Origin of the sequence: Methylobacterium adhaesivum (genome assembly GCF_022179065.1) — a bacterium.
GTDB lineage: Bacteria > Pseudomonadota > Alphaproteobacteria > Rhizobiales > Beijerinckiaceae > Methylobacterium > Methylobacterium adhaesivum.
Genome location: NZ_BPQD01000003.1, coordinates 422,636 through 447,551 on the forward strand (window position 1 = coordinate 422,636; position 24,916 = coordinate 447,551).

The 24,916-nt window shown below is 70.5% G+C and carries 23 protein-coding genes; 8 read left to right on the forward strand and 15 right to left on the reverse strand.

Going from position 1 to position 24,916, the window contains the following annotated elements; all coding sequences use genetic code 11:
- The first annotated feature begins 130 nt into the window (after nucleotides 1-130).
- Together MFF01_RS05765 and MFF01_RS05770 are read left to right on the forward strand one after the other, a co-directional pair.
- Nucleotides 131-346, forward strand: coding sequence for a hypothetical protein (locus MFF01_RS05765; RefSeq protein WP_238222848.1), 216 nt, complete (start codon nucleotides 131-133; stop codon nucleotides 344-346).
- 327 nt (nucleotides 347-673) lie between these two features.
- On the forward strand, nucleotides 674-1,636 hold the full coding sequence (locus MFF01_RS05770) for a metallophosphoesterase (RefSeq protein ID WP_238222850.1): 963 nt from the start codon (nucleotides 674-676) through the stop codon (nucleotides 1,634-1,636).
- A 43-nt stretch (nucleotides 1,637-1,679) separates the two neighbouring features.
- Here MFF01_RS05770 and MFF01_RS22030 read toward each other — a convergent pair whose 3' ends face one another.
- From MFF01_RS22030 to MFF01_RS05805, 8 genes are all read right to left on the reverse strand, one after another.
- On the reverse strand, nucleotides 1,680-1,808 hold the full coding sequence (locus MFF01_RS22030; RefSeq protein WP_283207160.1) for a hypothetical protein: 129 nt from the start codon (nucleotides 1,806-1,808) through the stop codon (nucleotides 1,680-1,682).
- Between the two features lie 117 nt (nucleotides 1,809-1,925).
- Nucleotides 1,926-3,458, reverse strand: coding sequence for an acyl-CoA carboxylase subunit beta (locus tag MFF01_RS05775; RefSeq protein WP_238222852.1), 1,533 nt, complete (start codon nucleotides 3,456-3,458; stop codon nucleotides 1,926-1,928).
- A 138-nt stretch (nucleotides 3,459-3,596) separates the two neighbouring features.
- Nucleotides 3,597-4,388: an ATP12 family chaperone protein gene (locus MFF01_RS05780; RefSeq protein ID WP_238222854.1), complete on the reverse strand. Its 792-nt coding sequence runs from the start codon at nucleotides 4,386-4,388 to the stop codon at nucleotides 3,597-3,599.
- A gap of 73 nt (nucleotides 4,389-4,461) precedes the next feature.
- Complete coding sequence (locus MFF01_RS05785; RefSeq protein WP_238222856.1) at nucleotides 4,462-5,112, reverse strand: HAD-IA family hydrolase; 651 nt, start codon at nucleotides 5,110-5,112, stop codon at nucleotides 4,462-4,464.
- A 13-nt stretch (nucleotides 5,113-5,125) separates the two neighbouring features.
- Nucleotides 5,126-5,566: a serine/threonine protein kinase gene (locus MFF01_RS05790; RefSeq protein WP_238222858.1), complete on the reverse strand. Its 441-nt coding sequence runs from the start codon at nucleotides 5,564-5,566 to the stop codon at nucleotides 5,126-5,128.
- Between the two features lie 118 nt (nucleotides 5,567-5,684).
- Nucleotides 5,685-7,094 carry an RluA family pseudouridine synthase gene (locus MFF01_RS05795; protein WP_238222859.1) on the reverse strand — a complete coding sequence of 470 codons (1,410 nt, stop codon included), beginning with the start codon at nucleotides 7,092-7,094 and terminating at the stop codon, nucleotides 5,685-5,687.
- A 133-nt stretch (nucleotides 7,095-7,227) separates the two neighbouring features.
- The gene (locus MFF01_RS05800; RefSeq protein WP_238222861.1) at nucleotides 7,228-8,475 is read right to left on the reverse strand and encodes an Hsp70 family protein; all 1,248 of its coding nucleotides are present in this window, start codon (nucleotides 8,473-8,475) and stop codon (nucleotides 7,228-7,230) included.
- 303 nt (nucleotides 8,476-8,778) lie between these two features.
- Nucleotides 8,779-10,095: a replication-associated recombination protein A gene (locus MFF01_RS05805; protein WP_238222863.1), complete on the reverse strand. Its 1,317-nt coding sequence runs from the start codon at nucleotides 10,093-10,095 to the stop codon at nucleotides 8,779-8,781.
- Nucleotides 10,096-10,242: 147 nt separating this feature from the next.
- Here MFF01_RS05805 and MFF01_RS05810 point away from each other — a divergent pair, with 147 nt between their 5' ends.
- Nucleotides 10,243-10,965: an intradiol ring-cleavage dioxygenase gene (locus MFF01_RS05810; RefSeq protein ID WP_238222864.1), complete on the forward strand. Its 723-nt coding sequence runs from the start codon at nucleotides 10,243-10,245 to the stop codon at nucleotides 10,963-10,965.
- On the opposite strand, the gene MFF01_RS05815 is transcribed toward MFF01_RS05810, so the two are convergent.
- The 4 genes from MFF01_RS05815 to MFF01_RS05830 all read right to left on the reverse strand — a co-directional run bounded on the left by MFF01_RS05815 (nucleotide 10,966) and on the right by MFF01_RS05830 (nucleotide 15,190).
- On the reverse strand, nucleotides 10,966-12,441 hold the full coding sequence (locus tag MFF01_RS05815) for a Do family serine endopeptidase (protein WP_238222870.1): 1,476 nt from the start codon (nucleotides 12,439-12,441) through the stop codon (nucleotides 10,966-10,968).
- Between the two features lie 118 nt (nucleotides 12,442-12,559).
- Nucleotides 12,560-13,318 (reverse strand): phasin family protein, encoded by a 759-nt coding sequence (locus MFF01_RS05820; protein ID WP_238222873.1) that lies wholly within the window; start codon nucleotides 13,316-13,318, stop codon nucleotides 12,560-12,562.
- A gap of 140 nt (nucleotides 13,319-13,458) precedes the next feature.
- Nucleotides 13,459-13,821 (reverse strand): phasin, encoded by a 363-nt coding sequence (locus tag MFF01_RS05825; RefSeq protein ID WP_238222874.1) that lies wholly within the window; start codon nucleotides 13,819-13,821, stop codon nucleotides 13,459-13,461.
- Nucleotides 13,822-13,957: 136 nt separating this feature from the next.
- The gene (locus MFF01_RS05830; RefSeq protein WP_238222876.1) at nucleotides 13,958-15,190 is read right to left on the reverse strand and encodes a glycosyltransferase; all 1,233 of its coding nucleotides are present in this window, start codon (nucleotides 15,188-15,190) and stop codon (nucleotides 13,958-13,960) included.
- 118 nt (nucleotides 15,191-15,308) lie between these two features.
- Here MFF01_RS05830 and MFF01_RS05835 point away from each other — a divergent pair, with 118 nt between their 5' ends.
- Complete coding sequence (locus MFF01_RS05835) at nucleotides 15,309-16,577, forward strand: glycosyltransferase family 4 protein (RefSeq protein WP_238222878.1); 1,269 nt, start codon at nucleotides 15,309-15,311, stop codon at nucleotides 16,575-16,577.
- Between the two features lie 87 nt (nucleotides 16,578-16,664).
- Nucleotides 16,665-16,847, forward strand: a complete 183-nt coding sequence (locus MFF01_RS05840; protein WP_238222880.1) for a hypothetical protein — start codon at nucleotides 16,665-16,667, stop codon at nucleotides 16,845-16,847.
- Between the two features lie 209 nt (nucleotides 16,848-17,056).
- On the opposite strand, the gene MFF01_RS05845 is transcribed toward MFF01_RS05840, so the two are convergent.
- Together MFF01_RS05845 and MFF01_RS05850 are read right to left on the reverse strand one after the other, a co-directional pair.
- Nucleotides 17,057-18,739, reverse strand: a complete 1,683-nt coding sequence (locus MFF01_RS05845) for an acyl-CoA dehydrogenase family protein (RefSeq protein ID WP_238222881.1) — start codon at nucleotides 18,737-18,739, stop codon at nucleotides 17,057-17,059.
- A 263-nt stretch (nucleotides 18,740-19,002) separates the two neighbouring features.
- Entirely contained in the window at nucleotides 19,003-19,884 is an 882-nt protein-coding gene (locus MFF01_RS05850; RefSeq protein ID WP_238222882.1) for a DMT family transporter, read from the reverse strand.
- Between the two features lie 169 nt (nucleotides 19,885-20,053).
- On the opposite strand from MFF01_RS05850, the gene MFF01_RS05855 reads away from it, so the two are divergent.
- Entirely contained in the window at nucleotides 20,054-20,926 is an 873-nt protein-coding gene (locus tag MFF01_RS05855; RefSeq protein WP_373319657.1) for a YihY/virulence factor BrkB family protein, read from the forward strand.
- 220 nt (nucleotides 20,927-21,146) lie between these two features.
- Entirely contained in the window at nucleotides 21,147-21,968 is an 822-nt protein-coding gene (locus MFF01_RS05860) for a transglutaminase-like domain-containing protein (protein ID WP_238222884.1), read from the forward strand.
- Between the two features lie 98 nt (nucleotides 21,969-22,066).
- Here MFF01_RS05860 and MFF01_RS05865 read toward each other — a convergent pair whose 3' ends face one another.
- On the reverse strand, nucleotides 22,067-23,842 hold the full coding sequence (locus MFF01_RS05865) for a glucan ABC transporter ATP-binding protein/ permease (RefSeq protein ID WP_238222886.1): 1,776 nt from the start codon (nucleotides 23,840-23,842) through the stop codon (nucleotides 22,067-22,069).
- A 281-nt stretch (nucleotides 23,843-24,123) separates the two neighbouring features.
- Here MFF01_RS05865 and MFF01_RS05870 point away from each other — a divergent pair, with 281 nt between their 5' ends.
- Nucleotides 24,124-24,897, forward strand: coding sequence for a motility protein A (locus tag MFF01_RS05870; RefSeq protein ID WP_238222887.1), 774 nt, complete (start codon nucleotides 24,124-24,126; stop codon nucleotides 24,895-24,897).
- Nucleotides 24,898-24,916 lie beyond the last annotated feature (19 nt).

A 24,916-nucleotide genomic window follows, 5' to 3' on the forward strand; every position in this document is an offset into this window, starting at 1 on the left:
ACCCTTATGGTTGCTGTGATGCTCGAGCGTGTCCGGGTCGAACCGAAAGGTGCCCGAACGGCGCGCCGGGCGAGCCGGGCGACGAGCGCCCGGCGCCCGCGAAAAGAGCCTTCAGCAGGACACCCGTTCCATGTACGCCCCCGATCAGAACCAGAGCCCCGCCCCTGCCCTGGACCGTCGCTCCACCACCACCGGACGCTCGACGGAAAGCTTCCGGCCCGTTGCCCTGCCGGCCTTGGCTGCAGCGGTCCTCGTCTCGGCCGTGGCGGGCAAGGCCATGGCCGCCCGGGCGAAGGCCGCCCGGATCGCCGCCCGTTTCGAACACGAGGACGCGCCCCAGGTCTGAAAGACGACGTCTGCTACGGTTTCCGGCTGATCCGTTCGGTGACACGGTGAAACGCGGGTCCCCTCTCCTGAAAGGAGAGGGACAGGATGAGGTGTGTGCCTTTTCCGGAGATGGACCACACCTCACCCCAACCCTCTCCTTTCAGGAGAGGGAGTCCGTCGCGCCCGCTCGATCCGAAGTGATCGAGTGGGCGGCGTCCGAACGCGACCGGTCTCGATCGCGCGGAGCCGGCCCCGTCCGAACCGACCGCTGCGGCGCCGCGTCGTCAATTCGTCAAGATTGACGACGAGGAAGCCGGCGTCGATCCGCGACCCGAGGGCCCCACCGATGCTGATCCTGCCGAGTCGCCGGCAAGTCCTTGGCGGCCTCGGCGCCGGAGCGGCGCTGGGATTCTCGACGGGCGCCTACGCCGTCGTCATCGAACCGCGCTTCCGCCTCGTCGTCACCCACTACAGCCCGGTGCTGCCGCGCTGGACGCCGGGCCTTCGCCTGCGCGTCGCCGTCCTGGCGGATTTCCACGTCGGCGAGCCGTTCATGCCCCTCGACCGCATCGCCGAGATCGTCGACGCCACGAACGCGCTCAAGCCCGACCTGATCCTGATGCTTGGCGATTACCCGGCCGGGCCTGCCGTCACCTTCCGCAAGGTGCCCCTGCGGGAATTCGCCCGCGTGGTCGAGGGCCTGCGTGCGCCGCTGGGCGTCCACGCCATCCTGGGCAACCACGATTGGTGGGAAGACCTCGCCGTGCAGGCGGGCGAACGGGACGTGACGGAGGCCCAGCGCACCCTCGAGGATCGCGGCATTCCCGTGATGGAGAACGCGGCCCTGCGTCTCGAGAAGGACGGGCATCCGTTCTGGATCGCTGGGATCGGCGATCAGGAGCCGTTCGTGAAGATCGGGAACCACGAGGGCCGCGATGACCTGCCCGGCACCCTGGCCCAGGTGACGGATGCGGCGCCGGTGCTCCTCATGGTGCACGAGCCGGACATCTTCCTCGAAGTGCCCGACCGGGTCTCTCTGACGCTCGCCGGCCACACGCATGGCGGCCAGGTCCGCCTGTTCGGCTACTCGCCGGTGATCCCGTCCCGGCGAGGCAACAGCTTCGCCTACGGCCACGTGGTCCTGCAGAACCGCCACATGATCGTCTCGGGCGGTTTCGGGGTGAGCCGGGTGCCGGTGCGCTTCGGCGTCCCGCCGGAGATCGTGCTCCTCGACCTCGGAGGTCCGGCCGATCCCGTCGCCGAGATCCCCGGCCGCACCGTGCAGGACGGGGGCGGCCGGCTCGGCTGAAGGTATCGGGCGTTCGTCGCCCGGTTGGTTCGTCGGTCTCGGCTTATTTCTTGGCGTTCTTCACCGCCGCGCTGACCATGTCCTTGGTCGAGGCCGCCGCCGCAATGGTCTTCACCACGGGCTTCTTCGGCTTCTTCGCTTCGCGACTGCCGCGTTTTTGTTCGGTCGCCATGATGGCCTCCTCGATTATTCGAGGTGCGATCATCGCACGACTTTCGAAAACTACGGCATGGAAAGTCCGAGACCGCGCCTCGCCGGCTCCCCCGGTGCGGCCGGGGGAGCCGTCCCGTCAGAGCGGGATGTTGTCGTGCTTCTTCCAGGGCTGCTCCATCTCCTTGGTGCGCAGCATCCCGAGCGCGCGGGCGATGCGCTTGCGGGTGGAGTGGGGCATGATCACCTCGTCGATGTAGCCGCGCTCGGCCGCGACGAACGGCGACAGGAAGCGGTCCTCGTACTCGCCCGTGCGCTCGGCGATCTTGTCGGCGTCGCCGATCTCACTCCGGAAAATGATCTCCACGGCACCCTTGGCGCCCATCACGGCGATCTGGGCGGTGGGCCAGGCGTAGTTGAGGTCGGCGCCGACGTGCTTCGATGCCATCACGTCGTAGGCGCCGCCGAAGGCCTTGCGGGTGATGATGGTCACGAGGGGCACGGTGGCCTGGGAATAGGCGAACAGCAGCTTGGCGCCGTGCTTGATCAGGCCGCCGTATTCCTGGGCGGTGCCCGGCAGGAAGCCCGGAACGTCCACGAAGGTCACGATGGGGATCGAGAAGGCGTTGCAGAAGCGCACGAACCGCGCCGCCTTGCGCGAGGCGTCGGAATCGAGCACGCCGGCCAGCACCATGGGCTGGTTGGCGACGAAGCCGACGGTGCGGCCCTCGATGCGGCCGAAGCCCGTGAGGATGTTGCGGGCGTAGGTCGCCTGGATCTCGAAGAAATCGCCCTCGTCGGCGACGCGGCGGATGAGCTCGCCCATGTCGTAGGGCTTGTTCGGATTGTCGGGGATGAGCGTGTCGAGGCTCATGTCGAGGCGCAGGGGATCGTCGAAGCTCTCGATCTCCGGCACGCCGTCGATGTTGTTGGCGGGCAGGAAGTCGACGAGGCGGCGGATCTGCAGCAATGCCTCGACGTCGTTGTCGAACGAGCCGTCGGCGATGGAGGACTTGGTGGTGTGGACCTTGGCGCCGCCGAGTTCCTCGGCCGTCACCACCTCGTTGGTCACGGTCTTCACCACGTCCGGACCGGTGACGAACATGTAGCTCGTGTCGCGGACCATGAAAATGAAGTCCGTCATGGCCGGCGAGTAGACGTCGCCGCCCGCGCACGGACCCATGATGACGGAGATCTGCGGGATCACGCCCGAGGCCGCGACGTTGCGGCGAAAAACCTCGCCGTAGCCGCCGAGTGCGGCGACGCCTTCCTGGATGCGGGCGCCGCCGGCGTCGAAGATGCCGATGATCGGGGCGCGCATCTTGAGCGCCATGTCCTGGACCTTGACGATCTTGGCCGCGTGCGTCTCCGACAGGGAGCCGCCGAACACCGTGAAGTCCTTCGAGAACAGGAACACCGTGCGGCCGTTGATGGTGCCCCAGCCGGTCACCACGCCGTCACCCGGGATCTTCTGCTTCTCCATCCCGAAATCGGTCGAGCGGTGCTGCACGAACATGTCGAATTCCTCGAACGACCCGTGGTCGAGGAGGAGTTCAATGCGCTCGCGGGCCGTGAGCTTGCCGCGCTTGTGCTGGGCGACGACGCGGTTCTCACCGCCGCCGAGGCGGGCCTGGGCGCGACGCTCCTCGAGCCGTTCGAGAATGTCCTTCATGCGGGAAACGCCTTGCCTAAAGAGAGATGACGGGACCCGCGCCGGGGGCATGCCCACGGCCACGGTTTGAAGCGGCCTTAGCACGCGGCGCTTTCAGCGAAAATGGATTTCAAAGGCTGCCGCGTGACGCTTGCGCGATCAGCCCGCCAGGGCGGCGAGGCGCGCCGCCGCCTCGAACTCCCCCATGCGCAGGGCGTGGCGCGCCGCCGCTTCGGCGTCCAGGCCCCACACGCTCGCCTGATAGGTCTCGTCCACGTGGGCGGCGGCCCAGGCTTCGGCGGGGGTGAGGTGCCCGTGCAGCACGGCGAGCGCCAGCACGAGGGAACCCGTGAGGGTCGTCAGCGTGTGGAGCGCCGCGAGGCGGAACGGGCCGTCCGTCTCGGCGATGGCCCGACGCAGGGCCGCGATGGTGTCCTCCGGCTGGGCGACGTGCATCACCCCCTCGCCGAGGATGAACCGGGCGCCGAACGCCGCGCGGGCCCAGTCGAGCACCGGATCCCAGGCGACGCCCTGCGCGGCGACGAGGCGTTCGGGATCGCCGGCCCGGTAGGCGAGGAGATCGGTGCCCGCATAGGCCGAGAGATCTTCGATCACCGCGTCGCGCCGCGGCGCGACGCCGTCGATGGCGGTGTTGGACAGCCGCGTCAGCGGCATGGTCGCGGGATCGATGACGCCGACCTGCGCCTCCCATTCCGCCGCCACGGCCTCGGCGAGGCCCCGGGTCGGCAGGGCCAGGGGATTGCGCGCGGGCGTATGGGCGGGCCGCCCATCGAGGGTGAGGCGCAGGCCGCCCTCGGCGTCCGCGAGGCCCGCCGCCGCGTAGAAGCGTTTCGGCAGGGCCGGTTTGCCGGGGCCTCGGGCGGAGGCGGTGGGATCGGGCCGGGGGGCGTCGGCGTCGCCGAGCCAGTCGGAGGAGGAATCGTCGCTCATGGCTGCCGGGATAGCCCATCGGCGCGGCGCCTGCGAGGCCGCCGCCGCTCTCCGGGATCACAGGATCGCAGGATCAGGGAGTGGGAAACAGCTCCCCCAGGGCCTCCGCGCTGTCAACGACCGTGGCGGCGCCGGCCCCGAACAGGGCGCCTGCCGGATGGTAGCCCCACGCGACCCCGATGGCGGCGGCCCCGGCGCTCACCGCCATCGCCATGTCGTAAGTGGTGTCCCCGATCATCACCGTGGTGGCGGGCGTGGCGCCGGTCTCCGCCATGGCCTGGAGCAGCATGGCGGGATCGGGTTTCGAAGGGGCGTCGTCGGCCGATTGGGTGGTGGCGAACCAGCCCTGCCAGCCATGAGTCTCGATGAGGCGGTCGACGCCGCGCCGGGCCTTGCCGGTGGCGATCCCGAGGCGGACGTCGTCGCGGGCGTGCAGGCGCCGCACGAGGGCCTCCATGCCGGGAAACAGCGGCTCTTCGTAGGACGGATCGAGGCGCAAGGTGTTGAAGGCGCGGCGGTAGCTCTCCGACAGGCCGTCGATGGGGCCCTCTTCCCCGACGAGGCGGCGGAACGCTTGCGGCAGGGACAGGCCGACGACGGACAGGGATTCGGCCCGGCTCGGCGCGGCTAAGCCGTGCTCCGCGAAGGCGAGCCCCTGCGCCGCCACGATGAGGTGCTGGCTGTCGATGAGGGTGCCATCGACATCGAAGACGATGAGGGTCACGGGCGGGCGCCCGTCATGGCTGGCGGGCCGGTGCGGCCTGGGGCGGACGCGGCGTTTCGTAGCCGAGCTTGCACCGGATGAGGAAGCGACGCCGCGCGCCCCCCCGCAGGCCGCGCGCATGGGCCTGGCGGTTGCAGACGGCATAGGGCACCCGGGCACGACGCCCGGCGCCCCGCCTGACGGGTGCGGGGGCCTGCGCGGCCTGACCGGAGGCCTGTCCGGGGCTCGCCTGGCGCGGTGCCGCCGGCGTCGTGGCCCGACCGGGGTTGGCCGGGATGGGATTGGCCTGGGTGGGATTGGCCTGCCGCTGGGCGGGGGCTGGCGTAGGCGCAGGCGCGGCTGGACCGGGCTGCGGCGCCGTCTGCGCCAGGGTCGCGGGCGCCCCGGCGAGGGCCGACAGGGTCAGGACGGACAGGGCCAGGAGCGCGCTGCGGACGACGGTCGCGGGGGTCATGGGTGTCACCTTCGGGACGGCGTGACGGGAGGCGGCACCGGTGTCCGGCGGCGGCCCCGAGCATCGGGTGAAGGATAAGGCACAACGGCCGATTGCCAAGGTCGCCCGTGCGCGCGTCTCACGCTTCGGGCGCCTCCACGATGGGGTCGTAGCGGGACGCGTCGAAGCCGAGGAGATTCCAGCTCTGGGCCATGTGCGGCGGCAGGGGCGCCGTGACGTCGACGGGCTTGCCCGTGCGGGGATGCGGGATCACGATGCGGCGCGCCAGGAGGTGCAGGCGGTTCTGGATACCACCCGGCAAGGCCCAGTTCTCGATGCTGAAGTATTTCGGATCGCCCACGATGGGGTGTCCGATATGGGCGGCGTGGGCGCGCAACTGGTGCGTGCGCCCCGTGACCGGCTTCAGGGACAGCCACGACACCTTCTGGGCGGCGTTGTCCACCATGGCGTAGTAGGTCAGCGCGTGCGAGGCGCCCTCGTCGCCGTGCTGGGCCACCCGCATGCGCGCGTCGGCGTCGGTGGGCTCCTCCTTGGCGAGGTAGGTCGAGATCCGGCCCTGGTGCACCCGCGGCACCCCGGCGGTCAACGCCCAGTAGACCTTGCGGGCCGAGCGCGAACGGAAGCTCTTGGCGAGCGTCGCGGCGGCGAGCCGGGTCTTGGCCACGATGAGGCAGCCGGCGGTGTCCTTGTCGAGGCGGTGGACGAGGCGCGGCTTCTGCCCGTCCGGACCCGCCAGGGCCTCCAGCAGGCCGTCGACGTGCCGCACGGTGCCGGAGCCGCCCTGGACCGCGAGGCCGAAGGGCTTGTTCAGCACCATCATCTCGGCATCCTCGTAGAGGATGAGGGAGCGGATGAAATCGGCATCCGTGGCGTCGCGCTGGGGACTGCGCGGCCGCTCGCTCACGGCGTCGAGCTTCAGGGGCGGCACCCGCACGCTCATGCCGGGCAGGAGCCGGTCGTTGGGCTTGGCGCGCTTTCCGTCGACCCGGAGTTCGCCCTTGCGCACGATGCTCTGGACGCGGGTGAAGGGCAGTTGCGGGAAGCGCGTGGTCAAGAAGCGGTCGATGCGCATCTCCGCCTCGTCCTCCTCGACCACGAGGGTCTGAACGCCCGAAGCCAGGGTGGCGGAGGCGGCCGCCCGCTGCTCACGGCGGGTCGGGCCCTCCGTGGGCGCGGCGGGGGCGTCGGGACGGGGCGCGCGGACCCGGCGCGGGGCGTCGTCGTTCTCGGCGCGCGGCGTGCGGGTGCGGGGGGCACGGGCCGGCGGGGCCTCCGCCTCGTGGTCGTTGTCCGGTGCGTCGCCGGGGCGCCAGGGCGCGCGCTTGTCGGCTTCGCCGCGCAGGGCGGCCGCGCGCTGGGCGGCGTCGAGGGCGCTGGTGCGCGGTCCCGTGCGCTCGCGCTCGGGGCCCTTGGCGTTGCGGAACGGCCGCTTGCCGGCGAACGGAGCCTTGCCGGCGGGGCGCTTCCCCGGCCCGGCCCCGGAGCCCTTGCGTCCTGAGCCGCCGCGTGAAGGTGGTCGTGTGGTCATCCCCGCTCGTACCACCCGCACCCGCCGGGGCATAGCGCGCCGGGCGCAAGGCTCTTCCCGCCAACAGGAAATCGGAGGGCCTCGCGAAACGACCGCAACCGACCGGCGGCGCGGGCGTGTCCGCGAGGGACGCTCAGGCTGCGCGGCGGGCCGCCTCGATGGTGAGGCCGGTGCCCACCGAGCCGAAGGTGTCGCCGTCGACCACGCGAGCGTGTGGCACGCCGGCCGTCAGGGCCGCCCGCACGTGCGGCAAGCCGGTGGAGCCCCCCGTGAGGAACAGGGCGTCGATGCGGTCGGCCGTGAGGCCGGCCTGGGCCAGGCAGCGGCCGATGCGTTCCGCGATGCGGCGGGCGAGCTCGTCCGTGTGGGTGACGAGGCCGGTGCGGTCGATGTCGGCGACGAGGCCGCGCTCCACCCAATCGAGGCTGATGCTGCCCTGGCCCGCCTCCGAGGTGGCGATCTTGGCGCCCTCGACCTCCATGGCCAGGGAATGCCCGCGTTCGGCCTCCACCACGGTGTAGAGCCGGTCGATGAGCTCGGGGCGGCGCGCGTCGCGGCGCACCTCCTCGATCTCCCTCAAGGTACGGGCGTTGTAGAGGCGGTTGATGCTCGACCAGGTGGCGAGATCGTGGAAATAGGCGTTGGGTACGTTGATGTCGCCCCGGCTCATGGGGCTGCCGAGGCCGAGCAAGGGCATCACCGTGCCGAGGCTGAGGCGCCGGTCGAAATCGGTGCCGCCGATGCGCACGCCGTCATTGGCCAGGATGTCGTCCGCCCGCTCCGCCTTGGCGTGGCGCTCCGCCGAGAGCCGCACGATGGAGAAGTCCGAGGTGCCGCCGCCGATATCGGCGATGAGGGCGATCTCCTCGGCGCGGACCTGCTGCTCGTAGTCGAGGGCCGCCGCGATGGGCTCGTACTGGAAAGAGACGTGCTTGAAGCCGATGCTGCTGGCGATCTCCCGCAGGGCGTTCTCGGCCTTGGCGTCGCCCTCCGGGTCGGCATCGACGAAGTGCACGGGCCGCCCGTGCACCACGGTGTCGAACTCCGTGCCCGCCGCCGCCTCGGCGCGGGCCTTCACGGCGGTGAGGTAGCGGGCGATCACGTCGCGGAACTTGATGCGTTCGCGCCCGACCGGGGTGGTTTCCTCGAGGAGCGAGGAGCCGAGGACGGATTTGAGGCTGCGCATCAGCCGGCCGGGCGTGCCCTCGACGTATTCGGCCATGGCGGCGCGGCCGACGACGGCGGGCTGGCCGGGGGGGAAAAAGATCGCGCTCGGGATCGTCACGTGCCGGCCTTCCAGGGGCAGGAGGCGCGGGCGTGCCTCGGTGACGAGGCCGAGGGTGGTGTTCGAGGTTCCGAAATCGAGGCCGCAGGCCGCCATGGTGGGTCTCCGGCGAAGGGTCGGATGGGCTGGGCCGGCTCACCTACAGGCTCGCCCGCCTCCGGTCCACCGCCTTTTGTGCGCTGCAATGGACAGAGTGACGCGACCCGGGCGGCGCGGGTCCATCGGGCTGTGGCGCGAGCCATTCTCGCCTGCAGCGCGGGTCCCCTCTCCTGGAAGGAGAGGGAGCACTGTCGCGCTTCACGACGATCTGCCGGGACCCGCAAGCGCCGCCGCAGGCCAATGAAACATGCAGTGTTCTGAGGTGGTGAACCCGTCACCCCTGTTCGATCGACCGGTCTCTCACTCCTCCTCGCCGCGCCGGATCGCGCGCAGGCGCTCCCAATGGGCGAGGCGGTCCGAGTAGCGCTGTTCCATGCCCCGGTCGGTCGGTTCGTAGAAGTGCTGGCGGCCGAGTTTCTCCGGCCAGTAATCCTGCCCTGAGAAGGCGTCGGGCTCGTCGTGGTCGTAGCGGTAGCCCTCGCCGTAGCCGATCTTGCGCATGAGCTTCGTCGAGCCGTTGAGGATCGTGCGCGGCGGCGGCAGGGAACCATGCTCCTTCGCCACTCGGGTCGCGGCCTTGTAGGCGGTGTAGACGGCGTTCGATTTCGGCGCGCAGGCGAGGTAGACCGTGACCTGGGCCAGCGCCAATTCGCCCTCCGGCGAGCCCAGGAAGTCGAACGCATCCTTGGCGGCGGTGGCCACCACCAGGGCCTGGGGGTCGGCGAGGCCGATATCCTCCACCGCCATGCGCACGAGGCGCCGCGCGATGAACAGGCGGTCTTCGCCGCCGTCGAGCATCCGGCAGAGGTAGTACAGGGCCGCATCCGGGTCGGAGCCGCGCACGGTCTTGTGCAGGGCGGAAATCAGATTGTAGTGGCCTTCTTGCGACTTGTCGTAGATCGGCGCCCGGCGCTGGATGATCCGCTGCAGGCCCTCGGCATCGAAGGTCTCATCCGCCTTGGCCGAGCGCCAGACCTCCTCCGCCAGGGTGAGCGAGGCCCGCCCGTCGCCGTCAGCCATGCGTACGAGGACGCCGCGCGCCTCTTCGGTGAGGGGCAGGGGCCGCCCCGTCAGGTCTTCGGCCCGAACCATCAGCTTGGCGACGGCCTCGTCGTCGAGGGACCGGAACAGGAGGACGCGGGCGCGCGACAGCAGGGCGGCGTTGAGCTCGAAGGACGGGTTCTCCGTGGTGGCGCCCACCAGCGTCACCGTGCCGTCCTCCATCACGGGCAGGAAGGCATCGAGCTGCGCGCGGTTAAAGCGGTGGATCTCGTCCACGAACAGCAGGGTCCCCTGCCCCATCGTCCGGCGCTGGCGGGCGGCCTCGAATACCTTCTTCAGGTCGGCGATGCCGGAGAAGATCGCCGAGATCTGCTCGAAATGCAGGCTGGTCTCGTGGGCGAGCAGCCGCGCCACCGTGGTCTTGCCGGTGCCGGGCGGCCCCCAGAACACCAGGGAGCCGAAGGATTGCCCGGCAAGCAGGCGCGTCAGGGCGCCGTCAGGCCCGGTGAGGTGCTCCTGGCCCACCACCTCGGCCAACGTCCGGGGGCGGAGGCGGTCGGCGAGCGGGCGCGGCGCGGCGTTCTGGAGGCCGGCGGAGGCGAAGAGATCGGACATGGGCGCATCAAGACGCGGGGGCGCGGGCTTCGCAACAGGGGAATGCATCCGATCACCAGAACAGACGGGCGATGGCGGAGCCGGCAATATCCCGGACACATGCTGGGCTTATCGCCCCCACCTCTCGAACGACCGTGAGACGAGACCATGCCCCTACGAACCGCCCTCTCCCGCCGCGCGGCCCTCCTCGGCCTGACCGGCGCCGCCTCCGCCGTGCGCATCCCCGCCGCCCTGGCGGCGCAGCCCGAGGCGGGCGCCTGCCTCCTGATGCCGGAAACCGTCGAGGGACCGTTCTACGTCGATCCCCATCTCGTGCGCGCCGATATCCGCGAGGACCGCACGGGCCTGCCCCTCGCCCTGCGCCTGCGGGTCATCGAGAGCGGCCCCTGCACGCCCCTGTCGCGAGCCCGCGTCGATGTCTGGCACGCCGATGCCCAGGGGCTCTATTCGGGCTACGATGGCCAGGGCGATTCCCGCCGCATCTCGACGCGGGGACAGGCCTTCCTGCGCGGCACGCAGTTCAGCGACGGCGAGGGCTGGGCCGGGTTCCAGACGGTCTATCCCGGCTGGTACGCCGGCCGCGCGACGCACGTGCATTTCAAGGTGTTCCTCGACACCCGCACCCTCGTCACGGGGCAGATGTACCTGCCCGACGCGACGAACGCCGAGGTCTACGGCACCGATCCCGCCTATGGCGGCCGCGACACCAAGCGCCGGATCACCAACGGACAGGATGGGATCGCCCGGAGCGACGATCCCCGCCAGGTCGGTGTGGCCGCCGTCGAGCGGACGGACGAGGGCCTGCGCGCGACCCTGACCATCGGCGTCGACCGGAACGCCCGGACGAAGTCGCGGTTCTGGCCGTTCTGATCAGCCGCCGAACACCGAGGTGAGCACCTCGCCGCCCCGGTTGATCGACACCTCCCACATGTTCAGGCTGTTGCGGGTGACCCGCTCGAGGTCCTTCGTGGTGGCGATCGGCAGGCCGTTGATGGCGACGATGATATCGCCCTTCTGCAGGCCGGCGCGGGCCGCGATGGAATTCTCGTCCACGCCCGACACCGCGACCCCCTCGGCGGGCAAGTCCATCTGGATTTCCTCGGCCACCGCCGGCGAGGTGTTGACGAGGGTCGCGCCCATGAAGGGCGAGCGGGTGCGGACCTTCAGGGTGTCGCGCGGGCGCGTCTCCGGGGCGGGGCCGAGCTTCACCGCCACGGTGGTGCGGCCGGTGCCGCGCAGAATGCCGAACTTGGTGGTGCCGCTGAGGCCCTTGAGGGCGAAGCGGTAGCCGAACGCCTCGGGGTCGTCGACGGTCTTGCCGTCGACGGTGAGGATGAGGTCGCCACGCTTGAGGCCGGCTTCCTCGGCGGGGCTCTTGGCCTGAAGGCTCGCCACGAGGACGCCGGTTGGGTGGTCGAGGCCCATGCTCTCGGCGATGTCCGGCGTCACGTTCTGGACGCGGGCGCCGAGCCAGGGCCGGCGCACGGCGGTGGCGCCGCCCTTGGCGGTCTCCACCACGGCGCGGACCATGCTGGCGGGAATCGCGAAGCCGATGCCGTGGCTGCCGCCCGATTGCGAGAAGATGGCGGTGTTGATGCCGACGAGCTGGCCCTTCAGGTCGACGAGGGCGCCACCGGAATTGCCCGGATTGATCGCCGCGTCCGTCTGGATGAAGAACTGGTAGTCCGAGGAGCCGACCTGGGTGCGGGCCAGCGCCGAGACGATACCCTGGGTCACCGTTTGGCCGACGCCGAACGGGTTGCCGATGGCGAGGACGAAGTCCCCCACCTCCAGGGACTCGGAATCCCCGAATGGCATTGCCACGAGGCCGCCCGTCGGACTCTTGATCTTGATGACGGCCAGATCCGTGCGCGGATCGCGCAGCACGATGGAGGCCTCGAACTCGCGCCGGTCGGCGAGCGCGACGCGGACCTCGTTCATGTTGTCGATGACGTGGTTGTTCGTGATGACGAGGCCGGATTCGTCGACGATGACGCCGGAGCCGAGGGATTTCTGCGCCCGCTCGCCCGGCGTGCCGCCGCGCCCCCGGCCACTGCCCTCGCCGAAGAACCGGCGCATGAACTCGTCCATGGCGCTGCGGCTCGAGCTGCGCGTCTCGACATGGGAGGCGTAGACGTTGACCACCGAAGGGGCCGCGCGCTTCACCACGGGGGCGAAGGAGAGCTGCACCTGCCCCTTCGACTGCGGCACCGCCTTCTCGGCGAGGTCCGGAGCGATTTTCTCGGGCGCGGTGTGGTCCGGCGTCTGCGCCATCTGGGCGCCGGCCGGCGCGGCGATGAGCAGGGCCGCCGCGAGGGGCAGGAGGGTCTGGGACAGGCGCGGCATCGAGAACTCCCGAGTGACGGACGCACGGACCCGCCGGCCAGGGGCGGCGGGTCCGTGAGGCGAGATCGGGTTTATCTAGACGCGCGGCGGGTCCGGCGCGAGGGCCTGAGCCCGTCGTTCAGGGCCGGCCGATGCCGGCGGCCAGCCGCCCGGCCCGGCGGGCCAGGGCGGTGAAGCAGGTGAGCGACGCGTCCGCCACCCGCTGCATCTCGTCGACCTGGATGCGCAGGGCGTCGGCCGGGGTCTTGGCACCGGACAGGCTCTGCCAATGCGCCACGGCGGCGCTGCCCTCGTTGCGCAGGAAGGCCAGGAGCGTGGCGTTCGCTTCCGCGATCTCGCCGATCATGTCGAGGGAGGTCCGGCTCGACCGCGCGACCGTCTCGGGAACGGCCGTGAGGGCCGTGGCGGCTTCCAGGGTCGCGGTGGCCTGCGGCGCGACGGCGGCCGCGATGGGCGCCGGGGGGGCGATGTCGGACGCAGGCCCGTCGGGCGCGGTCTCCAGGGCCTCGGGCGGTTCCATCACGGCCGAGGGGGCGTCCTCCGCCATGGCGGTCTCGCTCGCCGGTTCGTCGGCGGCGGCGTGCGCCGGCTCGGCCGGTTCACCCTCGGGCTGCGGGGGCTCGTCCGCCGCGGCGGCCTGCGGGGAAACCGCCTCGCCGGTGCCGGCCTCGATGGCCTCGGGAGACACCGTCTCCATCAGCGTCTCGTGGACCGACGGGGCATGGTCCTGCGTCGCCGGGATCGCGGTCGCGTCGGGCTGACCGTCCGGGGCCGTGTGCGCCTCGGCGGGCGGGGTTTCGCTGATCACCCCGGCCTTGTCCGTCTCGTCCCGCGCCGCGCTCGGCCGCGCCGGCGGCCCCTTACGCCGTTTGGTCATGGCCACCGTCTCCTCGATTCGTCATACCGCATACTAGCCCCAACCGGCGCGTCTTGCCGACCCGTGCGGACGGGCCGGAAGCGCGCAGGGGCCTCGAGGGGCGGAAAAGCGGTCCCCCGCCCCCCGCCCATCGGGTTCGATCAGGCCGAGGGACGCAGGGCGTTCTGGGCCAGGGCGCCGAGATCCTTGGCCTGGGTCTGCAGGCTGGCGATCCGGTCGCGCAGGAATTCGGACTGCAGCTCGAAGGCCTCGCGCACGTCGCGGGTGCGGACGAGCTTCTGCGCGAAGTCGAACGTCGCGGTGGCGTTCTCCTGGGCGTGGTCGAAGCTCTTGGCGATGGCGGTCTGCATCGACGCCTGCACGGTCTTCGAGGAGGTCTGGAGCTGCTCGGCGGTCTTCGATGCGGTGCCGAGGAGGCTGCCAACGGCGCTGCGCGCCTGGTCGACGCTCTTCTCCGCGAAGGCGCGCATCTCGGTCGGGATCTCGAAGGTCTGGCCGCTCATGACGATTCTCTCTCCGTGAGGACTGGGGCGTCGGCATACCGCGCCGCGACAGCTTTATGTTGCGGTGCAATATAAACGTCAAGTCCGTCGCGGCAGGAAAATGCCGGTTCGCCATGCGCCGCCACGGCAGGAAAAGTCACGCGGCTCGGCCGAGATCCGCCCGGGCCTCGCGGATGCGGGCGTAGACCCCGCCGAGGGCGGCGGCGTGGGCGGCGAGCGACATCGGGGCCGTCCAGTAGCGGTCGCTCGCCGCCCGGCCGAGGGCGCGCAGGTCCACGTCGTCGGACAGCCGCCGCATGGCGCCCGCCAGGGCCTCGACCTCGGGCGCGACGGCGAACCCGTTCACGCCATCGACGATCTTCTCGGCCGCCCCCGCGCGCGTCGAGGCGATGACCGGAATCCCGTGGGCCAGGGCTTCGTAGACCGTGAGCGGACCGGTCTCGTACCAGCGTGACGGCGCGACGAGGGCACGGGCACGGGTTCGGACGGTGTCCCACACCGCCTCGGGGCTGCGCCAGCCGACGACCTCGACCCCCGGCATGGCGCGCAGCTCCGCCTCCAGGGGGCCGCTGCCGATGAACAGGGCCGGCAGGCCGGCCCGCGCGGCGGCGGCGGCCACGAGGTCGGCGCCCTTCTCGCGGGTCAGGCGTCCAACATAGGCCACGGCGTCGCCCCGCGCCGGATCGGCGGGGGCCATGCGCGCCACCCGCACGGGGTTGTCGACGCGGTGATGGGAGAGGTCGAGGTGGGCCAGCAGGCCGCCCATCCGCGCGACGCTGGCGTCGCTGACATGGATCACGTCGAGGCGCTTTCTCCGCAGCGTCGTGCGCAGGACCGCGTTCCGGCCGGTGCGGACGAGCTTGTGCAGGCGGCTGCGCCCGTCGCAGGGCGCGGCGAGGCAGCTGGGCGACAGGGGCGTGAGGGCGCAGGGTGCGGTGGTGTCGAAGCGGTAATAGACCCCGTTCGGGCAGGCCATGAAGTAGTCGTGCAGGGTCACGACCACCGGCAGGCCACGGGCGAACAGCACCGGGAACAGGCTCGGCGACAGGCTGCGAGTCCATTGATGGACGTGCACGAGGTCCGGCCGCACGGGCAGGCCGTCGAGGGCGGCGCCGAGGCGGGCGGCGGACGGCCCGTCCCAAAGCCCCGAGAGGGCGGCCCGGTGGGCCGGCCGGTCCCAGATGTCGGTGTTGTGGAGGGAGATCCGGGCAATGTTCGGATGGTCGAGGAGGGCATCGGCCGGTCCGTCGATGGCCTGGAGATAGGTCACGGCGTGTCCGGCCTCGGCCAGACCCCGGGCGGATTCCACCGCCACCTTCTCGGCGCCCCCGCTCGCGACGGCGAATTCGGCCAGGATTGCGATGTTCATGCCGCCGGTGCTCACCGTATTGGGATCGAGAAGTTCGCGTGCGAAGCGAGTTTACCGGAGATCAACGGAACGGGCGGTAAACGGTGAGGGCCGCGAATCCTCGGCGAAAGCGTCCGCCATGCATGTCGTTCTCGTCGTCGACCACGCCTTCATCAACGGCGGACAGGCCAAGGTGGCCCTGGATGCCGGCCTCGGCCTCAGGGCGCGGGGGCACCGGGTGACGGTGTTCGCCGCCGTCGGCCCCGCCGATCCGCGTCTGGCCGAAGCCGGTATCCGGGTGGTGTGCCTCGGCCAGGACGACATCGCCTCGACGAAGAACAGGTTCGCCTTCGCCGTCCAGGCGATCTGGAACACCCACGCCGCCCGGCGCCTCGCGCAGGAGCTGGCAGGGCTCGATCCCGCCGACACGGTGGTGCACGTTCACGCCTTCGCCAAGGCCCTGTCGCCCGCCATCGGCGTCAGCCTGCGGGCCTCCGGCCTGCCGCTCCTCTACACCGTGCACGAGTTCTTCCTCGTCTGCCCGAACGGCGGGTTCTACGACTATCCGGCGAAAGCGATCTGCCACCGCACCCCGATGTCGGCCGCCTGCATCGCCACGAACTGCGATGCGCGCAGCTACCCGCGCAAGCTCCTGCGGGTGGTGCGCCACGCCGCCCTCGACCACGTCGCCGGGATGCGCCGGCTGTTTCCCCACATCGTCACCATCAGCGCCCTGCAGGAGAAGGTGATCGCCCCGCACCTGCCGGCGACCACGGTGTTCCACCGGGTCGACAACCCCATCGCGGTGGCGCCCGTGCCGCCGCGCGACGGCCCGCCGGGGGACTTCCTGTTCGTCGGGCGCATCTCCGACGAGAAGGGCGCGCCGGTCTTCGCCGAGGCGGCGCGCCGGGCCGGGGTGCGCCCGGTCTTCGTCGGGGACGGCCCCGCCGCCGCTGAACTCGCCGCCCGCTACCCCGAGGCGGTGATACTCGGTTGGAAGGACGAGGCCGCCGTCCACGCCCTCATGCGGCAGGCCCGCGCCCTGGTGTTCCCGAGTGTCTGGTACGAGGGCCAGCCGCTCACCGTCTACGAGGCTCTGGCCTGCGGCGCGCCGGTGATCGTCAGCGACGCCTGCGCCGGGCGTGAGGCGGTGGAGGATGGCGAGACCGGGTTCTGGTTCCGCTCCGGTGATGCCGATGCCCTCGCGGCCCACCTCGTGCGGCTGAAGGACGACGCGCTGGCCGCGCGCATGAGCCGGGCGGCCCACGCCCGCTACTGGGCGGCTCCCCTCACCCGCGACAATCATCTCGACCGGATCACCGCGGTCTACGATCTCGTCCTGCGTGCCGCCGGGGCCGCGGCCCGCGGCCGCACGCCCCACCGTCCCGCCGTCGCCGCCCTGCCCTGATCGGCCGGGCGCGTGGATCGGGCGCGGGACCCCTGCGTTGACCCTTCAAGGCGACGCCCTCGAAGGGCCCGCATCGAGGAGGATCACATGGCCGAGACCCCCAAGACACCCGACACCGACACCATCGCCACCACGGGCGCCCCCGCCCCGAAGGGTTCCGACAAGAGCCGCCCCGAGAACCAGCAGGGTGAACTCAGCGAGCGCCTCGACGAGGCCCTGGAAGAGACCTTCCCGTCGAGCGATCCGGTCTCGGTGAAGATCACGAAGTAGGGTTTTCCGGATCGAAAACGAAGAACGCCGGGGCCCATGGCCCCGGCGTTCTTCGTCGTACCCGTCCAGCCCTCTCCCAGTAGCTGGAGAGGAAACCGCAAGGTGCGTCATACCGGTTCCCGGTGATCACCTCGGGTCGACCGGGCGAGACGGGCTCCCCTTCCTTTCAGGAGAGGGAGCCCGCGTTTCACCCCGCTACCGAAACCGTATCAGGCGGCTTCGAGCAGCCGCCGGGCGATGACCTGGGCCTGGATCTCGGCCGCGCCCTCGAAGATCGAGAGGATGCGGGCATCGCACAGAACGCGGCTGACCGCGTATTCGAGGGCGAAGCCGTTGCCGCCGTGGATCTGCAGGGCGTTGTCGGCCGCCGCCCAGGCGACGCGGGCGCCGAGCAGCTTGGCCATGCCCGCCTCGAGGTCGCAGCGCTTGCCCTCGTCCTTCTCGCGGGCCGAGAAGTAGGTGAGCTGGCGGGCGATGTTGATCTCCACGGCCATCATGGCGATCTTGTCGGCGACGCGCGGGAAGTTGATGAGCGCCTTGCCGAACTGCACCCGCTCCTCGGCGTAGCGCAGACCCAGATCGAGGGCATTCTGGGCGACGCCGATGGCGCGGGCCGCCGTCTGGATGCGGGCGGACTCGAAGGTCTGCATGAGCTGGGTGAAGCCCTTGCCCTCGACCTCGCCCAGCAGGTTCGCCGCCGGCACGGCGAAGTTGTCGAAGGCGAGCTCGTATTCCTTCATGCCGCGATAGCCGAGCACGTGGATCTCGCCGCCCGACAGGCCCTCGACGGGGAAGGGATTCTCGTCGGTGCCGCGCGGCTTCTCGGCGATGAGGAGGGAGAGGCCCTTGTGGCCCTTCTCCTCGGGCTTGGTGCGCACGAGACAGGTCATGATGTCGGCGCGCACGGGGTGGGTGATCCAGGTCTTGTTGCCCGAGATCCGCCAGGTGTCGCCGTCCTTCACGGCCTTGGTGCGGAGCGACGCGAGGTCGGAACCCGTGTTCGGCTCGGTGAACACGGCGGTGGGGAGCGTGTCGCCGGACGCGATGCCGGGGAGGAAACGGTGCTTCTGCTCCTCGGTGCCGCCGCAGAGGATGAGTTCGGCGGCGATCTCGGAACGGGTGCCGAGGGAGCCGACGCCGATATAGGCGCGCGACAGCTCCTCGGAGACCACGCACATGGAGATCTTCGGCAGGCCCATGCCGCCGTACTCCTCCGGGATGGTGAGGCCGAAGACGCCGAGTTCGGCCATCTTCGTCACGATCTCCATGGGGATGTAGGCGTTCTGGCTGTGCCACTCGTGGGCATGCGGCACGACCTCGGCCTGGCCGAAGCGACGCATCTCGGAGCGGATCGCCTCCATGTCCTCGTCGAGGCCGGACTTGCCGATGGTGGCGGCGCCGCCGTTGTCGCGGATGCGGGCGACGAGGGCCGCGCGGTTCTCCGGGGTGTTGCCCTCGGCAATGAGGGTCTCGACGGCGGCGTTGCGGAACTGCGCGACCTCGCGGGCACCGAGGCCCAGCGACCCCGTGGGGCGGACCATCTCGCCCTGGCTCATGGGAATGCCGGAGAACATCTGGTCGAGGTATTCGCCGAGGCCGATCTTCACCAGCAGGGCTTCGGTCTCGCCGAACTCACCCGTCTCCGTGAGGCGGGCGGCGTAGGCCCCGAGCTCGCGCACGCCCTCGGCGTAGGTGGCGATCCAGGCCAGACCATGCGTGGCGTGCTGCTCGGCCTCCATCTTCTCCGCCGAGATCTTGCCCTCGGGCGAGAGCACGCGGGTCCGGACCCGGCGGGTGGCCTCCGCCACGAGGGCCTTGGCGGCCTCGCCCGCCTCACGGGCGAGGGTCGGGAGATCCTGCGGTTCGGCGGCGATGACGGGGGAAGCGGACATGCGAACGCTCTCTTTCGAAAAGAGGAAGGGTTGCCGCTCATTATAGGCAGGTTCGGCCGAGCTGTAGAGGCGTCTCGCCGCAGATCGGCACTTTCCCGCCTGAATTCATTATTTATGCGAAGAACGGCCGCTGTTTGCCCGCCATACGGGTGCGACGTCTAATTTAATTGCCTGCCCTCGAAAAGAAAAACTTCACGCTGACCCGTCGATCCTTGGAGCTGCGCCGGCCCGATCAAACCCGGCCCGCCACGATCGGGCGGCGGTCAGCCCCGGCTCGCCAGGGCGACCCCGGCGGCGGCCAGCGCCATGCCGGCGAGCTGCACCGGGACCAGGGCCTCGCCGAACAGGCCGTAGGCCATGAGCGCCGAGACCGGCGGCACGAGGAACAGCAGCGACGCGACCCCCGCCACCGCCCCGCGCCGGATGAGGACGAGGAGGAGCAGGATGCCCGCCACCGAATTGACGAGGACCGACCAGGCGAGGCCGAACCACGCCGGAAGGGTGGCGTCGAACCGGCCGGTGCCGATGAGCAGGGCCACGGGGATCGCCAGGGCCGAGGCGCCCACGAACTGCACGGCGGCGTTCGTGAGGAGGTCGGTGGTTCCACCCCGGCGCTTCTGCCACAGGGTGCCGGCCGTCATGGCCACCATGGCGCCGAGGCACGCGGCAAGGGCGGCGGGCGGGATGCCGGAGGGGTCGCTGACGCCCACCTTCGGAGCCAGCACCAGGGCGGCGCCTGCGAAGCCGAGGCCGATCCCGCCCCAGCGGCGGCGGCTCACCCGTTCACCCAGGACCGGCCCGGCGAGCAACGCCGTGAGCAGGGGCTGGAGCGAGCCGACGAGGGCCGCGATGCCGGCCGGCAACCCGTGCTGGACCGACCAGAACACCCCGATGACGTAGAGGCCCTGCATCAGGATGCCGGCGATCCCGGCATCGATCCAGGCCCGGCCACCCTTCGGCCAGCGGGCCCCGAGGAGGACGGACAGGGCCGCCAGCACGGCGGCGACGCAGACCACGCGCAGGGCGACGAACGTCACCGCATCGGCATGAGGCGCCACGAACCGCGCCGCGACGAAGCCCGTGGCCCAGATGAGGACGAAGACGGCCGGCACGGCAGCGGTGGGAGCGGGCGAGGATGTTGTCATGCTGGTGGCGCAGGCACCACAGGGCGGGCGGGAAGACAACCCGCCGTGGACGGAGGGGGCCGCGCGGGGCCGGAACGACACCCTTGTGCGTTGCGCCACGGCGCGACCTCGCGTTTAGAAGACGGCCGATTCATCGCCCGAGGAGAAGCCCGCCCCCGTGAGCCGCCTCATGTCGCTCCTCGAGATCGCACGCGTCGCCGCCCAGCGCTTCATCGCCCATGACGGCTGGGCCATCGCGAGTCATATCGCGCTCTCGATCCTCATCGCCCTGTTTCCGTTCCTCATCCTGCTCGCGGCTTTGGCGGGCCTGTTCGGCACCAAGTCACTGGCCGACGAGGCGGGCGTGCTCATCTTCGACGCGTGGCCGCGCGAAATCGCCAAGCCCGTGGTCAACGAGATGCATCGGGTGCTGACAGAGCAGCGTGGCGGCGTCCTCACCGTCGGCGCGGTGCTGGCCCTGTACTTCTCCTCGGCGGGTGTCGAGAGCCTGCGGGTCGGGCTCAACCGCGCCTATGGCCTGCGCGAGCAACGGCCGTGGTGGCTCACGCGGCTCGAATCCATCGCCTACGTGATCTGCGGCGCCTTCGCGATGCTGGCCTTCGCCCTCCTCGTGGTCCTCGGGCCCCTGATCTGGCGCAACGTCCTCTACGTCGCCCCCGGCCTCGAACCCTTGAGCCTGACGGTGGCCATCGGGCGCATCGGCATCACCGCCGTCCTTCTGGTGAGCGTGCTGACCATCGCCCACAAGTTCGTCGCCACCGGCCGGCGCTCGATCCTCGCGGTGATTCCCGGGGTCGCGGTGACGCTGGGGCTGTGGTTCCTCGCCGGCCTCGGCTTCGGCTACTACCTCGATCGTTTCTCGAACGCCTACGCCTCGACCTACGGGAGTCTGGCCACCGCCATGGTGGCCCTGGTGTTTCTCTACTGGCTCGCCGCGATGTTTCTGTTCGGCGGCGAGATCAATGGCACCGTCATTGCAGCGCGGCGGGTCCGGCTCCAGGCGCGGATGCGGGAGAAGCAGGCGCGGGCGCACGGGCTCTGAAGGCCGCTCGAGGAGACCCCCGTCGCCGCCGCGTTCCCTCCCGGGCCGGCGGCGCGGTGGATGTCCCGGGAGCGGCACCGGAGGCCGGCGTTGTCACCGCCCGCTTCATCGGCGCGCAGGGGGCGCAAACACGGGGCGTGTGGCCTTCCCGGTCTAGTCTCGCCCGCGAGGGGCGGGCATAGGCGGAGGGCGGCGCGATGACCGGCCGGAGAGGGCTCCCATGCGGATCAGGTTCGGCTGCGAGATGGGGTACGAGTTCGCCCATCCGACCCCGCTGATCGCCCGACTCAACGCCTATCCGGCCAAGGGTCTCGCCGCGATTCCCCCCGATCGGTTGCAAGTGGACCCGCCGGTTCCGGTGAAGACGTTTCGGGACGTGTTCGGCAATCGCGCCGTCCGGTTCGTCGCCCCGGCCGGAGCGGTCGTGCTCCGGGTCCGGGCCGAAATTCCGGACGATGGCGGCCTCGATCCGGTGGTGCCGTACGCTGTGGAGCATGCCATCGAGGACCTGCCCGAGGAGGCCCTGCCCTTCCTCGTGGCGAGCCGCTACTGCGAATCCGATCTTCTCTCGAACGAAGCGTGGGACCGGTTCGGCCACGTGGCGCCGGGTTGGGCCCGGGCGCAGGCGGTCTGCGACTTCGTCCACGCGCACATCACCTTCGGGTACGCCTTCTCGCATGTGGACCGCACGGCGGCCGATGCGCTCGCGGGCGGGCGCGGGGTGTGCCGGGACTACGCCCACCTGTTCGTGGCGTTCTGCCGGGCGCTCAATATCCCGACCCGCTACTGCACCGGCTATCTCAGCTTCATCGGCGAGCCCGAGCCGCACGGGCCGGGGGATTTCGCCGCCTGGACGGAATGCTACCTCGGCGGGGCCTGGCACGTGTTCGACCCGCGCAACAACGCGCCCCGCCGGGGCCGCATCCTCGTGGCGCGGGGCCGGGACGCTGCGGACGTGCCGCTGACCCACACCTTCGGCCCCAACCGCCTGACGAAGTTCCGGGTCTGGGCCGAGGACGCGACGCTGCCGCATCAGGAATAGGGCTTCGGCGCAACGTTTCGAAAGCCGGACGGGACGATGCCGGCAAGCGGGTCCATCCCTTAAAAAACCCTCCCCCTTTGACGGGGGAGGGTCGGGGATCACGCCGCGAGGGCGAGGTCCACCGGCTCCTCGGAGGCCATGAACTGGGCCCGGGCGAGGTCGGCGAAGCGGCCGTTCTCCGCCACGAGGTCGTCGAAGGTGCCCGCCTCGACGATCCGGCCCTCGTGGAAGACGAGGATGCGGTCGGCGTTGCGGATCGTGGCCAAGCGGTGGGCGATCACGAAGGTGGTGCGGCCCTCCATCACGGTCTCCAGGGCACCCTGGAGCTTGCGCTCGGTGGTGGCGTCCAGCGCCGAGGTCGCCTCGTCGAGGATGAGCACGGGCGGGTTCTTCAACAGCGCCCGGGCGATGGAGAGGCGCTGGCGCTCGCCGCCGGAGAGCGAACGGCCGCGCTCGCCGATCACCGTGTCGAGGCCGTCGGCCTGACGGGCCATGAACTCCGTGGCCTGAGCGCGCTCCAGGGCGTCGAGCATCTCGGCGTCGGTGGCGTCCGGCCGGCCGACGAGGAGGTTCTCGCGGATGGAGCGGGCGAACAGCATGGGCTCCTGGAACACCACGCCGATGTTGTGGCGCAGGGACGACAGGCCGATGTCGCGGATGTCGGTGCCGTCGATGCGGATGGCGCCGTGGTCGGGATCGAAGGCGCGGTGCAGGAGGCCGAGCGTCGTCGACTTGCCCGAGCCCGTGGTGCCCACCAGGGCGACGGTCTCGCCGGCCCGCGCCGTGAAGGAGACATCCTCCAGGGCCTTGCGGCGGGCATTGTAGGAGAAGCCGACGCCCTCGAAGGACACGGTGCCGTCGAAGCGGGCGACCTGGGTGGCGCCGGGGCGATCGTGCACGGCGGGGGCCGTGTCGAGGATCTCGAAATACTCGGCGATCTTCGGCATCTGCTGGAACAGGCCGTTGATGCAGGTGGCGACCTGATCGAGGCGCGACACCAGCATGGTGGCGAGACTCATGAACGCCACGACCTCGCCGACGCTGGCCTGGCCGTGCTGGTGGAGCGCGATGCCGGTGATGAAGATCGCCGTCATGGTGAGCGTCGCGGAGGCGCGGGTGGCGACGTTGGCCAGAGCCCACCACGACAGCACCGGGATCTGGGCGGCCAGCAGGTTGCGGATGATGCCGTGCATCGCCTCCTTCTCGGCCTTGGCGCGGGTGAAGGACTGGATAACGGCGACGTTGCCGAGGGCGTCCGAGGCGTGGGCGGCGAGCCCCGACTGATACGCTTCGACCCGGCCCTGCAGGGTCTCGGTGCGGCGCATGACCAGGGTGGTGAGCACGGTGAAGGCCGTGACGAGGACGACCAGGATCGAGCCGAGCTGCCAGTTCACGAACAGGGTCATGGGCAGGAGGACGGCCAGCGACACGAAGGCGACGAAATGGTCGCGGAAGAAGCCGAGCCACAGCCAGAACATGCCGTTCGAACCTTCCAGCATCGCCTTGAGGACGCGGCCGGAATGGTTCGTGGAATGAAAGGCGAGCGGCAGTTCGAGGACGTGCTCGAAGTAGTTCGCCATGGACGACAGGCGGTTGCGGTGGGCCAGCCGGTCGGCGTGGAGCGCGATGGTAACGCCCGCCGCGATGGTGAACAGACCGAAGGCCACCCAGGCGCCGATGAGGGGCGCCAGCGTCGCGAAGGCGTCGGCGCGGGCGGTGAGATGCGTGAGCTGGTCGATAATCCGGCCCATGAGCAGGGGCTCGGCGAAGGCGGCGACGGCGAGAGCGACGTTGGCGGCGGCCAGGACCGCCGCGAGGCGCTTGTCCGCCCCGAGGAGACCCATGACCCGAGCATAGAGACGAATCAACGACATGAGACCGTTCGCTCCGAGTGCCAAACCTGACGCGGCCCCGTTCCCGGGGTCGGTCGCGCCACGACACGTCTCCGGTTCGGCCTCACCCCGCGACGTGCGGAGCGGCCAACGCCTTGACGTGGCGGCGTTATGGCGGTCGCTCCCTGAACGGCGAATGACACGATCTTCACGCGTCGGCGAGGGCTTTTACGGTTCGTTCAACCTGATTCCTTAAATCTGGCCGCGACGCCTCGTCCCGCGGCGTCCTCGCGGCATCGAACGGCCGCCCAGGCTCGGTGATCATGGACCTCGCAACTGGTATCGGCCTCCTCGGCGGCTTCGGCACTGTCTTCGTGCTCATCATGATCGACGGCGGTAATTTCGCCGCGTACTTCGACAAGCACGCGGTGATCGTGATCTTCGGCGGCGCCACCGCCGCCACGATGATCCGCTTCCCCTTCACCACCATCATGCACGGCCTGCCCATGGGCATGCGCTATGCTTTCTCGATGCGCGCCATCAAGCCGCGCGAGCTCATCGAGGAGATCACCAAGATCGCCGACGTGGTGCGCAAATCCGGCCCGATGGCCCTGGAGAGCATGGAGATCTCCGATCCGTTCCTGGCCCAGGGCGCCCGCTACATTGCCGACGGCTACGACCGCGAGTTCATCCGGGACACGATGGAGCGCGATCGCGACAACTTCCTCATGCACCTCGACGAGGGCTCGAAGATCTACCGCGCCTTCGGCGACTGCGCGCCGGCCTGGGGCATGATCGGCACGATTCTCGGCATGGTGACCATGTTCGCCAACATGTCGGATCCCTCGAAGCTCGGCCCCGCCATGGCGACGGCGCTTCTCGCGACCCTTTACGGCGCGCTCATCGCCAACATGATCACCCTGCCCATCGCCGACAAGCTCCACCTCAAGCTCGAGGAAGAGGACGTGTCGCGCTCCCTCATCATCGACGGCATCCTGCTCATCCGCGACGCGAAGAGCTCGTCCCTCGTCCGCGAGATGCTGGTCGCCTACCTGCCGCAGCACCACCGCGACGAACTCGCGGCCGAAGCGGCCTGATCGGCCCGCAGAAGAGGAC

What these genes read in the sequence shown, in the direction of transcription:
- MFF01_RS05765 (WP_238222848.1), top strand. Translation starts at nt 131, where the DNA reads ATGTACGCCCCCGATCAGAACCAGAGCCCCGCCCCTGCCCTGGACCGT.
- MFF01_RS05770 (WP_238222850.1), top strand. Translation starts at nt 674, where the DNA reads ATGCTGATCCTGCCGAGTCGCCGGCAAGTCCTTGGCGGCCTCGGCGCC.
- MFF01_RS22030 (WP_283207160.1), bottom strand. Translation starts at nt 1,808, where the DNA reads ATGGCGACCGAACAAAAACGCGGCAGTCGCGAAGCGAAGAAGCCGAAG.
- MFF01_RS05775 (WP_238222852.1), bottom strand. Translation starts at nt 3,458, where the DNA reads ATGAAGGACATTCTCGAACGGCTCGAGGAGCGTCGCGCCCAGGCCCGC.
- MFF01_RS05780 (WP_238222854.1), bottom strand. Translation starts at nt 4,388, where the DNA reads ATGAGCGACGATTCCTCCTCCGACTGGCTCGGCGACGCCGACGCCCCC.
- MFF01_RS05790 (WP_238222858.1), bottom strand. Translation starts at nt 5,566, where the DNA reads ATGACCCCCGCGACCGTCGTCCGCAGCGCGCTCCTGGCCCTGTCCGTC.
- MFF01_RS05795 (WP_238222859.1), bottom strand. Translation starts at nt 7,094, where the DNA reads ATGACCACACGACCACCTTCACGCGGCGGCTCAGGACGCAAGGGCTCC.
- MFF01_RS05800 (WP_238222861.1), bottom strand. Translation starts at nt 8,475, where the DNA reads ATGGCGGCCTGCGGCCTCGATTTCGGAACCTCGAACACCACCCTCGGC.
- MFF01_RS05805 (WP_238222863.1), bottom strand. Translation starts at nt 10,095, where the DNA reads ATGTCCGATCTCTTCGCCTCCGCCGGCCTCCAGAACGCCGCGCCGCGC.
- MFF01_RS05810 (WP_238222864.1), top strand. Translation starts at nt 10,243, where the DNA reads ATGCCCCTACGAACCGCCCTCTCCCGCCGCGCGGCCCTCCTCGGCCTG.
- MFF01_RS05815 (WP_238222870.1), bottom strand. Translation starts at nt 12,441, where the DNA reads ATGCCGCGCCTGTCCCAGACCCTCCTGCCCCTCGCGGCGGCCCTGCTC.
- MFF01_RS05820 (WP_238222873.1), bottom strand. Translation starts at nt 13,318, where the DNA reads ATGACCAAACGGCGTAAGGGGCCGCCGGCGCGGCCGAGCGCGGCGCGG.
- MFF01_RS05825 (WP_238222874.1), bottom strand. Translation starts at nt 13,821, where the DNA reads ATGAGCGGCCAGACCTTCGAGATCCCGACCGAGATGCGCGCCTTCGCG.
- MFF01_RS05830 (WP_238222876.1), bottom strand. Translation starts at nt 15,190, where the DNA reads ATGAACATCGCAATCCTGGCCGAATTCGCCGTCGCGAGCGGGGGCGCC.
- MFF01_RS05835 (WP_238222878.1), top strand. Translation starts at nt 15,309, where the DNA reads ATGCATGTCGTTCTCGTCGTCGACCACGCCTTCATCAACGGCGGACAG.
- MFF01_RS05840 (WP_238222880.1), top strand. Translation starts at nt 16,665, where the DNA reads ATGGCCGAGACCCCCAAGACACCCGACACCGACACCATCGCCACCACG.
- MFF01_RS05845 (WP_238222881.1), bottom strand. Translation starts at nt 18,739, where the DNA reads ATGTCCGCTTCCCCCGTCATCGCCGCCGAACCGCAGGATCTCCCGACC.
- MFF01_RS05850 (WP_238222882.1), bottom strand. Translation starts at nt 19,884, where the DNA reads ATGACAACATCCTCGCCCGCTCCCACCGCTGCCGTGCCGGCCGTCTTC.
- MFF01_RS05855 (WP_373319657.1), top strand. Translation starts at nt 20,054, where the DNA reads ATGTCGCTCCTCGAGATCGCACGCGTCGCCGCCCAGCGCTTCATCGCC.
- MFF01_RS05860 (WP_238222884.1), top strand. Translation starts at nt 21,147, where the DNA reads ATGCGGATCAGGTTCGGCTGCGAGATGGGGTACGAGTTCGCCCATCCG.
- MFF01_RS05865 (WP_238222886.1), bottom strand. Translation starts at nt 23,842, where the DNA reads ATGTCGTTGATTCGTCTCTATGCTCGGGTCATGGGTCTCCTCGGGGCG.
- MFF01_RS05870 (WP_238222887.1), top strand. Translation starts at nt 24,124, where the DNA reads ATGGACCTCGCAACTGGTATCGGCCTCCTCGGCGGCTTCGGCACTGTC.